Source organism: Mesorhizobium sp. P2_F8 (genome assembly GCF_056403655.1).
This window is the reverse complement of record NZ_JBFUFB010000014.1, coordinates 61,708-77,204: the sequence shown is the minus strand read 5'-3', so window position 1 is coordinate 77,204 and position 15,497 is coordinate 61,708. Positions and strand designations below refer to the sequence as shown.

13 protein-coding genes are annotated in these 15,497 nt (G+C 63.6%); 10 read left to right on the top strand and 3 right to left on the bottom strand.

The window, feature by feature from the left end:
- Nucleotides 1–76: 76 nt before the first annotated feature.
- The gene (locus AC1DZP_RS28670; RefSeq protein ID WP_477307060.1) at nt 77–1,252 is read left to right on the top strand and encodes an aromatic ring-hydroxylating oxygenase subunit alpha; all 1,176 of its coding nucleotides are present in this window, start codon (nt 77–79) and stop codon (nt 1,250–1,252) included.
- 3 nt (nt 1,253–1,255) lie between these two features.
- Here AC1DZP_RS28670 and AC1DZP_RS28665 read toward each other — a convergent pair whose 3' ends face one another.
- Nucleotides 1,256–2,455 (bottom strand): MFS transporter, encoded by a 1,200-nt coding sequence (locus AC1DZP_RS28665; RefSeq protein ID WP_477307058.1) that lies wholly within the window; start codon nt 2,453–2,455, stop codon nt 1,256–1,258.
- Between the two features lie 221 nt (nt 2,456–2,676).
- Here AC1DZP_RS28665 and AC1DZP_RS28660 point away from each other — a divergent pair, with 221 nt between their 5' ends.
- A complete protein-coding gene (locus AC1DZP_RS28660) occupies nt 2,677–3,675 on the top strand; it encodes a heparan-alpha-glucosaminide N-acetyltransferase (protein ID WP_477307056.1) in 999 nt (332 codons plus the stop codon).
- Nucleotides 3,672–4,148: a methyltransferase family protein gene (locus AC1DZP_RS28655; protein ID WP_184873484.1), complete on the top strand. Its 477-nt coding sequence runs from the start codon at nt 3,672–3,674 to the stop codon at nt 4,146–4,148. Before AC1DZP_RS28660 ends, AC1DZP_RS28655 begins: the two co-directional genes overlap by 4 nt.
- Before the next feature lie 5 nt (nt 4,149–4,153).
- Here the strand turns inward: AC1DZP_RS28655 and AC1DZP_RS28650 are convergent, their stop codons facing one another.
- The gene (locus AC1DZP_RS28650; protein ID WP_006203215.1) at nt 4,154–4,540 is read right to left on the bottom strand and encodes a MerR family transcriptional regulator; all 387 of its coding nucleotides are present in this window, start codon (nt 4,538–4,540) and stop codon (nt 4,154–4,156) included.
- Nucleotides 4,541–4,690: 150 nt separating this feature from the next.
- On the bottom strand, nt 4,691–6,109 hold the full coding sequence (gene mgtE, locus AC1DZP_RS28645) for a magnesium transporter (protein ID WP_477307053.1): 1,419 nt from the start codon (nt 6,107–6,109) through the stop codon (nt 4,691–4,693).
- Nucleotides 6,110–6,557: 448 nt separating this feature from the next.
- On the opposite strand from mgtE, the gene AC1DZP_RS28640 reads away from it, so the two are divergent.
- From AC1DZP_RS28640 to AC1DZP_RS28610, 7 genes are all read left to right on the top strand, one after another.
- Nucleotides 6,558–7,181: a response regulator transcription factor gene (locus tag AC1DZP_RS28640; protein ID WP_095087975.1), complete on the top strand. Its 624-nt coding sequence runs from the start codon at nt 6,558–6,560 to the stop codon at nt 7,179–7,181.
- A gap of 134 nt (nt 7,182–7,315) precedes the next feature.
- Nucleotides 7,316–8,506, top strand: coding sequence for an aminotransferase class V-fold PLP-dependent enzyme (locus AC1DZP_RS28635; protein WP_477307051.1), 1,191 nt, complete (start codon nt 7,316–7,318; stop codon nt 8,504–8,506).
- A gap of 13 nt (nt 8,507–8,519) precedes the next feature.
- A complete protein-coding gene (locus AC1DZP_RS28630; protein WP_477307049.1) occupies nt 8,520–9,482 on the top strand; it encodes an HpcH/HpaI aldolase/citrate lyase family protein in 963 nt (320 codons plus the stop codon).
- 21 nt (nt 9,483–9,503) lie between these two features.
- Nucleotides 9,504–10,688 (top strand): malate--CoA ligase subunit beta, encoded by a 1,185-nt coding sequence (locus AC1DZP_RS28625; protein WP_477307047.1) that lies wholly within the window; start codon nt 9,504–9,506, stop codon nt 10,686–10,688.
- A 14-nt stretch (nt 10,689–10,702) separates the two neighbouring features.
- Nucleotides 10,703–11,602, top strand: a complete 900-nt coding sequence (sucD, locus tag AC1DZP_RS28620) for a succinate--CoA ligase subunit alpha (protein WP_095087264.1) — start codon at nt 10,703–10,705, stop codon at nt 11,600–11,602.
- A 77-nt stretch (nt 11,603–11,679) separates the two neighbouring features.
- The gene (locus AC1DZP_RS28615) at nt 11,680–12,648 is read left to right on the top strand and encodes a 2-hydroxyacid dehydrogenase (protein WP_477307045.1); all 969 of its coding nucleotides are present in this window, start codon (nt 11,680–11,682) and stop codon (nt 12,646–12,648) included.
- 70 nt (nt 12,649–12,718) lie between these two features.
- On the top strand, nt 12,719–15,403 hold the full coding sequence (locus AC1DZP_RS28610) for a phosphoenolpyruvate carboxylase (protein WP_477307043.1): 2,685 nt from the start codon (nt 12,719–12,721) through the stop codon (nt 15,401–15,403).
- Nucleotides 15,404–15,497: the final 94 nt, after the last annotated feature.

Below are 15,497 nucleotides of genomic sequence, written 5' to 3'. Positions count from 1 at the left end.
TAAATCGGTTCTCCGGCACAACAATTGACAATTCCCATGGTCGGGTGTCGGCTGACAAATCCACAGGAAGCCAGCCATGCAGCCCATTGCCAGCGAGCGCGATCCTTACAACGGCCTGACCCGGGCCGAACCGACGCTGCCATCGTCGGCCTATTGGGATGCGGACAGTTATCAGCGCGATCTCGACGCCATCTGGTACAAAAGCTGGTTGCTCGTCTGCCGCCAGGCCGACCTTGCGCAGCCGCTTTCATTCCGCACCTTCCGCGTCGGCACGCAGGAAATCGTCGTGCTCCGAGACGAAACCGGCGAACTGCGCGCCTTCCACAACACGTGCCGCCATCGCGGCTCGCAGCTTTGCCAGGAAAGCGAAGGCCGGCTGAAGGCTCGGCTCATCACCTGCCCATACCATGCCTGGTCCTATTCGCTGCGCGGCGATCTCGTGCGCGTGCCGTCGAAATCGCTGCCGGAAGGCTTCGACAAGGCAAATCATCCGCTCTATCGCGTGGCACTCTCGGTGTGGCGCGGTTTTGTCTTCGTCAATCTGCAGGAGGACGCCGCCGGCTCGGCGGAAACATCCTTCGATCCAGCGTCCGGCAGTCTCAGCAACTGGCCGCTGGAAACGCTTGTTACCGGCCATGTGCTGCGCAAGGTGATGAACTGCAACTGGAAGGTCTTTTGGGAGAACTTCAACGAGTGCCTGCATTGTCCGGGCGTCCACAAGGACCTGTCGCGGCTGGTGCCGATCTATGGCCGCGGCCTGATGGGTCGCCATGACGATCCCGAATGGTCCCGCCACGCCGACAATGACGCGCCGGAGTTTTCCGGCGGCCTGCGCGCCGGCGCGCAGACATGGTCGCGCGACGGACAGGCGCATGGGCCGGTCTTCACCGGCCTCACATCAGCCGAACGCGCCGCCGGCCAGACCTACGCCACCAACCTGCCGTCGATGTTCATCGTCGGGCATGTCGACTATATCAGGACCGTGCGGCTGGTGCCGCTTGGCCCCGAGCAGACCGAGCTTGTCGCCGAATGGCTGTTTGCGCCCGAGGCGCTTGATGCAACCGACATCGACAACATCGTCGCCTTCGGCAAACAGGTGCTGGAGGAGGATGCAGGGATCTGCGAGGTCAACCAGAAAGGCTTGCGCTCGATGCGCCACGCGGCCGGCGTGCTGATGCCCGAGGAGTACGACCTGCACCGCTTCCACAACTGGATCCGCGAACGGCACGCAGCGGCTACCCCCAAGCCCTGATGATCACAGCGATTTCGGCAGGTATCGCCACGTCACGAAGCCGCAGACCGCCGCCAGCAGGCCGAGCGTGACGAACACCGAGCCCAGCCCGAAGAACGCCAGCACCACCGAATAGACCAGCGGCGGCGTCAGTTCGGAAAAGTCGAGATAGGTCCGGTAGACCGCAGCCATCTGCGACCTTTCATAGGATCGTACCGAGCGCATGAAGGCGGTCGAGCCCAGTGCATCGAGCGCGATGGTGAAGAAAGCGCCGCAGAGCAGAAAGGCCCCGGTGAGCAGCGGCACGGTTTGGCCGACCGCACCCGCCGCCAGCAGCATGGCCGACATGGCGAAATAGGCAAATGTCATCGTCCGGCGGCCACCGAAGCGCTTGCCCGCCTTGCCCCAGAAGATGGCCATGAACAGCAGCGCATTGCCGGCCGAAACCAAAAGACCGCCGGCCAGCTTGCCCTCGCCGGTGATGACCATGAACAGCGGCCCGTAGACGAAGAACGTCGTCCAGAAACAGGAGCGGCCAAAGGCGATCAGCCAGGCCAGCCGCAACCTGGGCTGGGCGACGAAGCGGCCGATATTGGCGAGCGGATTGGCCGGCCGCGTCTTGCCAGGGCGGATCGATGGGTTGTCGCCGAGCCGATAGGTCCAGAACAGCGCCAGCAAGGCCAGCGCGAACACCGCCACCGCACCATGCGCGGCGTAGATGCCGAAGCGCGTGTAGAGGAAGATGCCGAGCGTTGGCCCGCCGGTCCAGGCCAACATCGACCACGCCATGCGCAGTGATTCGGCCTGCATGAAATCGGTCTTGCGGATGTGGTCCATGATGTAGAGGTTGAGCGTGATCGACAGCGCGCTGGCGCCCATCACGCGGCACAGCATGCCGGCCAATTGTCCGGCAAGCGTATGGGTGACGAAGAACAGCGAGCCGATGGCCAGCAGGCAGGCGCCGGCCGTGTAGACCCAGCGCCGGGCGAAGCGGCGGATCAGCATCGGCATGAACAGCGTTACCGACAGGCCGAGCATCGCCACGATGGTGTAGAGGATCGAGACGATCTGCTCGTTATGCAGGATCTCGTAGGCCTGGATCGGGATGACGCTCGACACCGTGGCGCGGGCGAAGGATTCGACCGCATAGAGCGAGGCGAAGGTGCGCGCGTCGGCCGGCCGCAAGGCCGGCAGCCAGACCGGGTGGCGCACATGGGTGGACATTGCTTCCCCAAAGCAGAATCAGCGGGTCAAATCTGCCGTGGTGATTCCTGCGCGGGTAACAGGAAACCGACGCCTATCCGGCAAAAGCGAAGTCGGCCAAAGGCTTTCCGACGCTGGCCTAAAGCGGCGCCTGATCCAGCGTCTGCCGAAGCTGCCGGCCTTCTTTTGTCCGGGGCAACCGTGATAGTCGTCTTGCGGGGCTGAATCAGAAATACGAGACCATGAGCATCCACACGCCGACCGCACCCGTTCAGGATCGACCGAAGCGCATCGTCGCCATCGACATCGTGCGCGGCATCGCGCTCATCGCCATGGCGAGCTATCATTTCACCTGGGACCTGGAATTCTTCGGCTATACCGACCCGGGCCTCACCGCCTTCGGCTGGTGGAAGATCTACGCGCGCTGCATCGCCTCGACCTTCCTGTTCCTGGTCGGCGTCAGCCTGTGCCTCGCCCATGGCCGGCAAATCCGCTGGAACGGCTTCTGGAGGCGCTTCGCCATGGTCGCGGGAGCGGCGATCGCCATCTCGGTTGTCACCCGCATTGCCACCCCGGACGGTTTTATCTTCTTCGGCATCCTGCACGAGATCGCGCTGGCCAGCCTGCTCGGCCTCGCCTTCCTGCGGCTGCCGGCGCTGCTGACGCTGCTTGTGGCAGTGCTGGTCATCGCAGCGCCCGTCTATCTGCGCTTCGAGGCCTTCGACCATCCGTGGCTGTGGTGGATCGGCCTGTCGGCGATCAATCCCCGTTCCAACGACTACGTTCCGCTGTTTCCGTGGTTCGGCGCCGTACTTGCAGGCATCGCGGTAACTAAACTCGCCTCCGCTTCGGGCCTGCTGGCCCGGCTTGCCGAATTGACACCCGGCCGCTGGGCCAACCCGCTGGTCTTCATCGGCCGCCACAGCCTGGCCTTCTACCTGATCCACCAGCCGCTTTTGATCGGCTGTGTGTGGCTGTTCGCGCAAGTCATGCCGGCCAAGGTCGAAACCCCGCAGGTGAACTTCCTGAAGACCTGCCAGTTGTCTTGCGAGCAGTCGCGCGACACCGAATTCTGTTCGAGCTACTGTGTCTGCATGCTCGACACGCTCGAGAGCGAAGCCTCACTTGATCGGCTCTACAACAACGACCAGACTGCCGAATGGAAGACGCATATATCCGATCTCGCCGGTATGTGCACCGCCAAGACCGAAGACAAGATGACGGAGGGAGGGGTCAAATGACCGAGAACCAGCCGAAGGCAGGGCTCATACCGTGGCCGCCGGTGATCTACGTTGCTGCCATCGCCATCAGCATCGCACTCGGCCTGCTCTATCCCCTGCCCTGGATTGGCGACCTTTTGGGCGATATCCTGTTCGCCGCCGGCTGGGTGGCCCTGCTCGGCGTCGCGGCACTCTGGTTCACCGCGATCCGCACCATGATTCGGGCCAAGACCACGCTCAATCCCAACGCGGTGCCCGATCACCTGGTTACCACGGGCCCCTTCGGCATCACCCGCAATCCGATGTATCTGGCCAACACGCTGCTGTTGATCGGCGTCGCCTTTGTCTCGGGGATCGTATGGTTCCTGCCGCTCGCCTTCATCGCGGCCTATGCCACGCAAAAGATCGCCATCGAGGGCGAGGAAAAGGTGCTGGCGGCGAAATTCGGCAAGAAATACCGGGATTACGCCAAAAGAGTGCGGCGCTGGATTTGAACGCGCTAGGTGTTGACGCCGAGTTCGACGAGCCGCTCGACGCAGGATTCCTCAGCCTGGTCGAGTTCGGCCAGCGTCTCCTCGAGGTCGCGGCGCTTCTGCCGCAGGTCCTCGCGCTTTTCCTCGATGCGCTTGATCATCAGCTTGAGTTGACCGACCTCGCCGGGCGGCTCCTTGTACATCTGGATGATCTCGCGGATCTCATTGATCGAAAAGCCGAGCCGTTTTCCCCGCATGATCTGGCGAATGAGGTGGCGGTCGGACGGGCGAAACAGCCGCGTGCGGCCGCGCCGCACCGGCTGCACCAGCCCCTCGTCCTCATAGAAGCGCAGCGTCCGCGTCGACACGTCGAATTCGCGGGTCAGCTCGGTGATCGAATAATATTCCCGCATTGTCACTCCCACACCCCGGAACCCGGGGATCGCCATGCGGCACCCCCTCCTGTCCCGAACCAAACCCATGCCAAGCCGGAATCGACATGGCACCCCGCGCAAGCCTCGCACGGCATTTACGTAAAAGTCAATTGAGGGCACGATGCGCCTTCAAGGCACCGCAAACCACCACGTGGCAATGCCGAGAAAGGCAAAGAAGCCGACGACATCGGTGACCGTGATGACGAAGACCGCCGAAGCGACCGCCGGATCGATCTTGAAACGGTCGAGCAGCAGCGGGATCAGGATGCCGGCCAAAGCGGCCGCGAACATGTTGATGATCATCGCCGCGGCGATGATGCCGCCAAGATTGTTGTCGTGGAACCAGGTCGCGGCGACGATGCCGATCAGGATGGCAAAGACGATTCCGTTGATGAAGCCGACACCCATCTCGCGGCGGATGATGCGGCCGGCATTGTAGATGTCGATATCCTTGGTCGCCAGCGCGCGCACGGTGACCGTCATGGTTTGCGAGCCGGCATTGCCACCCATGCCGGCGACGATCGGCATCAGCACTGCCAGCGCCACGATATGCTCGATCGTGCGGTCGAACAGGCCGATCACCGATGCCGCCAGGAATGCGGTCAAGAGGTTGACCAGCAGCCAAGGCACGCGCGAGCGCGAGGTCGAAAAGATGCTGTCGGAGAGCTCTTCGTCACCGACGCCGCCCATGCGCAGGAGATCTTCTTCCGCTTCCTGCTGGATGACGTCGACGACGTCGTCGATGGTCAGCACGCCGACCAGCCGTTCGTTCTCGTCGACAACGGCAGCAGACAGAAGGTCATACTGTTCGAATTCCCGCGCCGCCTCTTCCTGGTCCATGGTGGCGGGAATGGCGTGTCGCGTCTCATGCATGACCTCTTCCACCTTGACCGCGCGCTTGGTGCGCAGGATCTGGTCGAGGTCGATGGCACCGAGCAGCTTGAAGGTCGGATCGATGACGAAGATCTGGCTGAAGCGCTCAGGCAGGTTCTTGTCCTCGCGCATGTAGTCGATGGTCTGGCCGATCGTCCAGAACGGCGGCACCGCGACGAACTCGGTCTGCATGCGGCGGCCGGCCGTCTCTTCCGGATAGTCGAGCGAGCGGCGCAGCCTGATCCGCTCGGTGAACGGCAGTTGCGACAGGATCTCGTCCTGATCTTCCTTTTCGAGGTCTTCGAGAATGTAGACCGCGTCGTCGGAATCGAGCTCCTGCACCGCCTGGGCGATCTGCGCATTGGGCAGATTGTCGACGATCTCCATACGGATCGCCTCGTCGACCTCGGTCAGCGCTGAGAAGTCGAAATCGGCGCCCAACAAGTCGACCAGCGCGCGGCGCTGTTCGGGATGCAGAGCCTCGAGCAGGTCGCCGAGCTCCGACTGGTGCAGGTGGTCGACTTCATGCTTGAGCGTGAGCGTGTCGCGGTCGGCGATCGCCGCACCGATCTGGGCAAGGAAGGACGAAAGGACGGCGCCATCCTCGCCATAAATATCGGCGTGGGCGTCTTCAGCGGCCCTGGCGCCGGTCGTCCGTTCGTCCTGGCCTTCCATCAGCGCCTCCCGCCATCGCAATCCGGAAAAGGTGCGTCTCAGGTCTAGAGCATCGGACCCAAAAGTGGAAACCGCTTTTGGGGAGAATTCGCCGCTCAATCCAGGGATCGCGCGGCAACACGATTCGATTTGGGAACCTATGGTCCTAACGCACGGAATATCAAACGAAATGCGCGCTTCTCCTACCGGCCTGACTTCGCGAGAGGCGGACATCGCCGAGCCCTGGGCTGACAATGCCGATCCCGTCAAAACCAACAGGATACCGGTTCAGATGGCGCGACAGCGCATGTCGCTGGGGAAAGAGCACTCCTGCGCGGTTGCGGCGATTGTCATGGCACAGGGTCCGGACATCGGCCGGATCCGCCCATGCCCGCAACACGGTCCAGAACGGAAGCCTTTGAACGCAAGGTCGGCGAGAACGAACGAGGCCACATCAGGACAGCAACGCATTCGCGTCGTTGTCGCCGAGCGCAATCCGCTTGTCATATCGGCGCTCCGCGAAATGCTGGAATGCGACGGTCGTTTCGAATTGCTGAGCGCCGTGCAGAGCGGCAGGCAACTCCTGGACCTGGCAGGAAAGACCACGTTCGATGTCGCCGTCATCGGCTGGAGGCTGGCCGACATGGACGGTGCGGATGTCCTGGCCGAGGTCCAGAGCCGCAAGCTCGATGTGCGCATCACGGTGTTTTCCAACGACCACGACATCGGCATCTTGAAGCAGTGCGTGCGACTCGGTGCTCAAGGCTACTGCTTCCAGTTCGACGATCCGCATATCATCTTCGAGACGATCCTGGCCGTCGCGCACGGCCGCATCTGCATCCCCTACATCGACATCAACAAGGTCAACGACACGCCTTTGGCCCAGCTCACTGTTCGCGAGCGCGAACTGCTGGCGGTGCTTTCCGACGGCTGGACCAACCTTCAGATCGCAACGCGCACGGGAATTTCCGAGAATACGGTGAAGTATCACCTCAAGAATCTCTATGACAAGCTTGACGTCCGCAATCGCGCGATGGCCGTCGCGCTCTATTCGAGCGAGAAGCGTCGCAGTCCCAAGCAGCCTGTCGGGTAAGGCGACCGGGTAGGCCGAGCGGGTAGGCTCGCCCCACCCGCGCGCGGCGAGAACTTACCCACCAAGGTGTTGTTGCCCCTCGCCTTCCAAACGACACTCCCTCCACAAATCTCTAACTTCGGAGGAGTTCACGCATGGCTGGGTTCACCCACCTTTTTATTCCAGGACCCACCAACATTCCGGAGCAGGTCCGGCAAGCGATGAACCTCCCGATGGAGGACATGCGCGCCGGATCGTTTCCTGATTTCACGCTGCCGCTGTTCGAGGACATCAAAAAAGTCTTCAAGAACGAAACCGGCCGCGTCTTCATCTACCCGTCGTCGGGCACCGGCGCCTGGGAGGCGGCGATGACCAATGTGCTCAGCCCCGGTGACCGCGTGCTGATGTCGCGCTTCGGACAGTTCTCGCATCTGTGGGTCGACATGGCCGAGCGCCTCGGCCTCGAGGTCGACGTGATCGACTGCGAGTGGGGAACCGGCGTGCCGCTCGACCTCTATGCAGAAAGACTGAAGGCCGACAAGGCACATGGCATCAAGGCAATCTTCTGCACGCAGAACGAGACCGCCACTGGCGTCACCAGCGATGTCGCAGGCTGCCGAGCCATACTCGACGCGGCGAACCACCCAGCGCTGCTCTTTGTCGACGGTGTGTCGTCGATTGGCTCGATCGACTTCCGTCAGGAAGAATGGGGTGTYGACTGCGCCGTCAGCGGCTCGCAGAAAGGCTTCATGCTGCCCGCCGGCCTCGGCTTCCTCTCGGTCAGCAAGAAAGCGCTGGCCGCTTCCAGGGTCGCGACCCACCGCCGCTGCTTCTTCTCGTTCGAGGACATGATCCGCACCAACGACGCCGGCTATTTCCCCTATACGCCGGCAACGCAGCTGCTGCGCGGACTGCGCGCCTCGCTCGACCTGATCGCCGAGGAAGGGCTCGACAACATCTTCGCCCGTCACCATCGCCTCGCCGAAGGCGTGCGCAAGGCGGTCGACGCCTGGGGCCTGAAGCTTTGCGCGAAGGCGCCGAAATGGCACTCCGACACCGTCAGCGCCATCCTGGTGCCTGAGGGCATCGACAGCGGCGACGTCGTCAAGCGCGCCTACCAGAGCTACCGGACCTCGCTCGGAGGCGGACTCAACAAGGTGCTCGGCAAGGTCTTCCGCATCGGCCATCTCGGCTGGCTGAACGAGGTGATGGTGCTCGCCTCGCTGTCGGCGGCCGAAATGGCGCTGCTCGATTGCGGCGTCCGGCTGGCGCCAGGTTCGGGCGTCGGCGCGGCCATCCAGCACTTCCGTGCCTCGGCCGAGGTACCTGTCGCCGAAGCGGCGTGAGAGGAACGCGACCATGAGCCACACGATCAACCATCTCAAAAAACTCAGGCTGCAGCGCAGCGAACTCGCGGTCCCCGGGTCGAGCCCGGAGATGATCGAAAAGGCTGCAAACAGCGCCGCCGACTTCGTCTTCCTCGACATCGAGGACGCGGTGGCGCCGCCGGACAAGGAACGCGCCCGCAAAAACATCATCCAGGCGCTCAACGACATCGACTGGCGCGCCAAGGGCAAGACCGTTTCGGTGCGCATCAACGGCCTCGACACGCACTACATGTACCGCGACGTGGTCGATGTGATGGAACAGGCCGGCGACCGGCTGGACACCATACTGGTGCCGAAAGTCGGCGTTCCGGCCGACCTCTATATGGTCGAGGCCATGGTCAACCAGATCGAGATGGCCAAGGGCTACAAGACCCGCGTCGGCCTCGAAGCCCTCATCGAGACGGCGCTCGGCATGGCCAATGTCGAGGCGATCGCCGCCACGCCCGGCCGCCTGGAGGCGATGCATTTCGGCGTCGCCGACTATGCCGCCAGCAACAAGGCACGCACCGTCAACATCGGCGGTCTCAATCCCGACTATCCGGGCGACCAGTGGCATTTCGCCCTGTCGCGGATGACCGTTGCCTGCAGGGCCTACGGCCTGCGCGCCATCGACGGGCCGTTCGGCGACTTCTCGGACCCCGAGGGCTACACGGCGGCGGCAAGGCGCGCGGCGGCACTTGGCATCGAAGGCAAATGGGCGATCCACCCCTCGCAGATCGCGCTTGCCAACACCGTGTTCTCGCCGCCTGAAAAGGAGGTCGTCCGCGCCAGGCGCATCCTGGAAGTGCTCAAGGAAGCGGAGGCGCTCGGAAAAGGCGCGGCGGCGCTCGACGGCAAAATGATCGACGCGGCGTCGGAACGCATGGCGCGCAATGTGCTGGTGGTCAACGAAGCAATCGAACGCGCCGGCCAAGCGCACGCTGCCACGCACTGAAGGCCCTTGGGAGGACAAAAAATGGACATTCACGAATACCAGGCCAAGGAGCTGCTTGCCCGCCACGGGATTCATGTTCCGCGCGGCGGCCTGGCCTACAGCCCCGAGCAGGCAACCTATCGGGCGCGCGAGATCGGCGGCGGCAAATGGGTTCTCAAGGCGCAGGTTCATTCCGGTGCCCGCGGCAAGGCCGGCGGCATCAAGCTCTGCGCCAATGACGAGGAGATCTCCAACGCGGCCGAAGCAATGCTCGGCCGCAAGCTCGTGACCCAGCAGACCGGCCCGCGAGGCAAGCTGATATCGCGGCTCTACCTCGAGGAGGCCGTCGACATCGCGCAGGAGCTCTATGTCGGCTTCGTTCTCGACCGCAAGGAGGAGCGCGTCATGATCGTGGCGTCGGCCGCCGGCGGCATGGAGATCGAGGATATCGTCGAGAGGGCGCCGGATTCCATCATCCGGACCACGGTCGATCCGGGCGTCGGCATGCAGCGCTTCCAGGCGCGCGAGATCGCCTTCGGGCTCGGCCTGGATCAGAACCTGATCGGCAAGGCGACCGAAACCATCTTCAGCTGCTACCAGGTGTTCCGCGACTACGACGCCTCGATGCTGGAGATCAATCCGCTGGTGGTGACGCGCGACGGCAACCTCGTCGCGCTCGACGCCAAGATGTCGTTCGACGAGAACGCGTTGTTCCGGCGGCCGGAAATCTCGGAGCTGCGCGACAAGAGCCAGGAGGACCCTCGTGAGACCTTCGCCAGCGACCGGGGCCTCTCCTATGTCGGTCTCGACGGCAATATCGGCTGCATCATCAACGGCGCCGGCCTCGCCATGGCGACGATGGACATGATCAAGATCGCCGGCGGCGAGCCGGCCAACTTCCTCGACATCGGTGGCGGCGCCTCGCCCGAGCGGGTCGCGAAATCGTTTCGGGCCGTGCTGGGCGACAAGAATGTCGAGACCATCCTGGTCAACATCTTCGCCGGCATCAACCGTTGCGACTGGGTCGCCGAAGGCGTCGTCAAGGCGATCCGCGAAGTCGGCGTCAATGTCCCCCTGGTGGTGCGGCTTGCCGGCACCAAGGTCGAGGAAGGGCGCCGCATCCTGGCCGATTCCGGCGAGGCGGTGATCGTCGCCGAAACGCTGGCGGAAGCCGCCGAAAAAGCCGTCGCCGCATGGCGTTCGGCAATGCTCAAAAAAGCAAGCTGAGGGAGCTGAAAAATATGGCAATCCTGCTCAACCGCGGCACGCGGGTCATCGTCCAGGGCTTCACCGGCAAGATCGGCAGCTTCCATGCCGAAGACATGAAGCGCTACGGCACCAAGCTCGTCGGCGGCGTGACGCCCGGCAAGGGCGGTCAGAAGCATCTCGGCCTGCCGGTCTTCAACACCGTCAAGGGCGCCGTTCGCGAAACCCGCGCCGAAGCGAGCATCGTCTTCGTGCCGCCGCCTTTCGCTGCCGATTCGATCATGGAAGCCGCCGATGCCGGCATAAAGCTATGCGTCTGCATCACCGACGGCATCCCCTCGCAGGACATGATGCAGGTGAAGCGCTACATGCTTCGCTACCGTTTCGAGGACCGCATGCGGCTGATCGGTCCGAACTGCGCCGGCATGATCACGCCCGGACAGGCACTGATGGGCATCATGCCGGGCAGCATCTATCTCCCCGGCCGCGTCGGCATCGTCGGGCGTTCGGGCACGCTCGGCTATGAGGCGGCCTCCCAGATGAAGGCGCTCGGCATCGGTGTCTCGACCAGCGTCGGCATCGGCGGCGATCCGATCAACGGTTCGTCCTTCAAGGACATGCTGAAGCTGTTCGAACAGGACGACGAAACCGATGCCGTGGTCATGATCGGCGAGATCGGCGGACCGCAGGAGGCGGAAGCCGCGATCTGGGCGCGCGACAACATGCGCAAGCCGCTGATCGCCTACATCGCTGGGCTTTCCGCGCCGAAGGGCCGGCGCATGGGCCATGCCGGCGCCATCATCTCGGCGTTCGGCGAGTCGGCGCAGGAAAAGGTCGAAATCCTCAAAGAGGCCGGCGTTGTCATCGTGCCGACGCCATCGTCCTTCGGGGAGGTCGTTGCCGATACCCTGGCCGGGATGAAGAAGGCGGCCTGACGGTCGCATGGCGCAAGATGTGAAGTCTGTTTCGGGTCGGCGGATGCATCGCGGCCCATCGATCGCCAGGAAATTCGATGAAACCGCGTTTGATTGTCACTCGGAGATGGCCGGCCCCCGCTGAAGCGATCCTCGCCGAGCGCTTCGACACGACACTCAACCCCAGCGATACGCCGCTGAGCCCTGCCGCTATGACATCGGCATTCGCGAATTTTGACGCGATCCTGGCAACGGTCAGCGACCGCTTGCCTGGTGCGGTGTTTCCCGAGAACACCGCCCGCACCCGGATCATTGCCAATTTCGGCGTCGGCTTCAGTCATATCGATGTCGCGGCAGCCCGCGACCGCGACATCGTCGTGACCAACACTCCGGGCGTGCTGACCGATTGCACCGCCGACCTCGCCCTCAGCTTGCTGTTGGCTGTCGCGCGCCGAACTGGTGAGGGCGAGCGGCAGTTGCGGGCCGGAGAGTGGCGGGGCTGGTCGCCAACCCATATGGCCGGCGCGAAGGTGTCGGGCAAAACCTTGGGTATTGTCGGCATGGGGCGCATCGGCAAGGCGACGGCCAGGCGCGCGCATTTCGGCTTCGGTATGAAGATCGTGTTCTTCAATCGGTCGCCGGTCGATGACGACGAGACGCGCGCCATGGGCGCGGTCCAGATGCCAACTTTGGACAATGTGCTCACAACATCTGATTTCGTGTCGCTGCACTGTCCGGGCGGCGCGGAAAACCGCCATCTCATCAATGCTCGAAGCCTGCGGTCGATGAAAGGCGACGCGTTCCTGATCAACACGGCGCGCGGCGACGTCGTCGACCAGGATGCCCTGATCGGTGCACTGGAAAGGCGCGAGATCGCGGGGGCGGGTCTCGACGTCTTTGCCGACGAGCCGGCCGTTCCGGAGGCGCTGAAGCGGTTGGAGAACGTGGTGCTGTTGCCGCATCTCGGGAGTGCGACCGAGGAAACGCGGGTGGCGATGGGCATGAAGGTGGTGGAGAACCTGACCGCCTTTTTCGAGGGTCGCCCGGTTCCCGACCGGGTCGCCTGACATCAGGCGCCGCCCTCGATTCAGGGCGCGGCTTACTTGGGCATCGGTGCGGACGAAGCAGGAAACCGGTTTGGAACAGAGCAGACGCATCAACTTTCGTGAGGACGAGCGCAGCCTGTTGTTGCGCTTGCTGCTTCAGGTCGCAAGCGCGCGTGAGCCGGAGATCGCCGCCGTTCTGGCCGGACGTCGGTCGCTCGTCTCCCTCGCCGCGGAGCAGCGCATCCCCGCGCTTCAGGCAAGCGGCGTATGGTTCCAGTTGCTGGCGATAGCAGACGAGTTGCTTGCCATGCGGGCGCGCCGCGAACTCGAACAAGGCGCGGGTGTCGACGAAGTGCCCGGCTCCTTCGCCAGCGTGATCGCGCAGATGGCGGCGAATGGCCACTCGGCGCAGGAAGTCCAGGCGAAGCTCGATGAGCTTCGCGTTGGCCCGACCATGACCGCGCACCCGACGGAAGCCAAACGGGTCACGGTGCTGGAGATCCACCGCCGTATCTATCGCAAGCTGACCGAGCTCGACCAGCCACGCTGGGCGCCGCGCGAACGCTCGCTGTTGGTCGCCGATCTGGAAAGCGAGATCGAGCTTCTGTGGATGACGGGTGAGCTGCGCCTGGAGCGTCCGACGGTCGAACGTGAAATCGCCTGGGGCCTGCATTTCTTTCGCGAAGTCATCTTCGAGGCAACGCCGCAGCTCTATGGCAAGCTTCAGGGCGCCTTCGAGCGTCACTATCCGGGAGAGCAGATCAGAATTCCCTCCTTCATGCGCTATGCCTCGTGGATCGGCGGGGACCGCGATGGCAATCCAAATGTGACTGCCGCGGTCACCGCCCATGCCATGGCCGAATACCGCAACACCGCAATAGGCTGGTATCTGACGCAGGTGCAGCGGCTGGTGACGGTGCTCAGCGCCAGCTCGAACGTCATCGACCTGCCGGCCAGCTTCAAGCCGGTGCTGCAAACGGCGCTTGATAAAAGCGGACTGGCGCACGTGATCGCCGCCCGCAACCCCGACGAACCGCTTCGCCAGTTCGCCTCGGCCTTGCTTGCCCGGCTGGAGGCCACGCGAGACAGCGGTCCGGCGGCATATCTCTCGGCAGAGGCGTTTCGTGCCGATCTGAACGGGCTGTCTTCCGTTCTCGAAGCGATCGGAGGTCGCGCGGTAGCCAAGCGCTTCATCCAGCCTCTGCTTTGGCAAGTTGGAAGCTTCGGCTTCCGTACGGTCTCGCTCGACATCCGGCAGAACTCCACGGTCGTCAACCGGGTGCTGGCCGAGCTGTTTGCGCTGGCAAATCCCGCCGATCCGGTCGTAGCCGGCACGCCGCAATGGTCGGCGCGTATTCGCGCAGCCATCAGCCAGGGCGAGCGGCTGGAGATCGACGCAGGCCGGCTCTCGCCTGAAGCAGGTGAACTGCTTTCGACATTCTCCGTCATCCGCGAGCAGATCTCCGGCTCGGATGCCGACGCTGTCGGCTCCTTCGTTCTCAGCATGACCCGCTCGGCCGACGATCTGCTCGCGGTCTATCTGCTGGCGCAATATTGCGGACTTTCAACCGCGCCCGGTGGTGGCGGCACGATCAGGCTGCGGATCGTGCCATTGTTCGAGACTATTGCCGATCTACAAGCGGCACCGGGCATCCTGAATGGATTGCTCGGCGTTTCGCTGGTGAGGCGGACGGTGCGAGATTTCGGCGCGCGCCAGGAAATCATGCTTGGTTATTCGGATTCCAACAAGGACGGCGGTTTCCTGGCTTCCAATTGGGAACTGGCAAAAGCGCAAAAGCGCCTCGCCGTCGTCGGGCGCAAACACAACGTCAGGATCAGTTTCTTTCACGGTCGCGGCGGCTCCGTCAGCCGTGGCGGCGCGCCGACCGGTCGGGCGATCGCGGCACAACCGGAGGGCACTGTCGCCGGATCCATGCGGGTGACGGAGCAGGGCGAGGTCGTATCGTCGAAATTCGCCAATCGCGGCACCGGCCTCAACCAGCTCGAGGTTCTCGCCGCTGGCGTGCTGGCCCACGGTGTCGGATCGCCCGGTGATGTCGAGCCGAAGGAAACGCCGGAATTCGACGAGGCGCTGGAAGCGCTGGCTGGCATGTCGCAAGCATCCTACGCCGGATTGATGGCCGAGCCCGGTTTCCTCGATTATTTCAACCAGGCGAGCCCGGTCGCGGAGCTGGCGCTCCTGAAAATGGGGTCACGGCCCGAGCGCCGTTTCGGCGCCAGCGGCATTGCTGACCTGCGCGCCATTCCATGGGTGTTCGCCTGGAGCCAGAACCGTCATCTGCTGACTGGCTGGTATGGCATCGGCAGCGCGCTTAGCTCTTTCGTCGCCGTGCGCGGCGAGGCCGGGCGCGAACTTCTGGCCGGCATGTTCGAGCACTCGCGCTTCTTCCGCTTGATCGTCGACGAGGCCGAGAAGACGCTCTACCAGTCCGACATGGAGATCGCAGGGCTCTACGCCCGCCTGGTGTCCGACAGCGACGCGGCCCGGCGAATCTACGCCCGCATCGCCGCCGAATACGAGTTGACGCGACGCCTTATCGGTGACCTCACGGGAGGCGATCTTTCCGCGCGCTTTCCGATGTTCAAGCGGCGTTTCGACAGTCTGCGGCGACAGATGGATGACATTCACCGGCTGCAGGTCGATCTGCTGCGTGAAGTTCGGGCAAATACCGGCACGGCGGATCAAAAGCGGGCGACCGACGCTCTGCTTGTATCGATCAATTGCATTTCGGCTGGCCTTGGGTGGACGGGATAGGCCCTAAAAGGCGAAGCGGCGGCGTGGTCTGAAGGACGCGCCGCCGCTGCCGTTTCGATCCGCGGAAAGCCCTGTGGCCGCGACGTGTCATCGC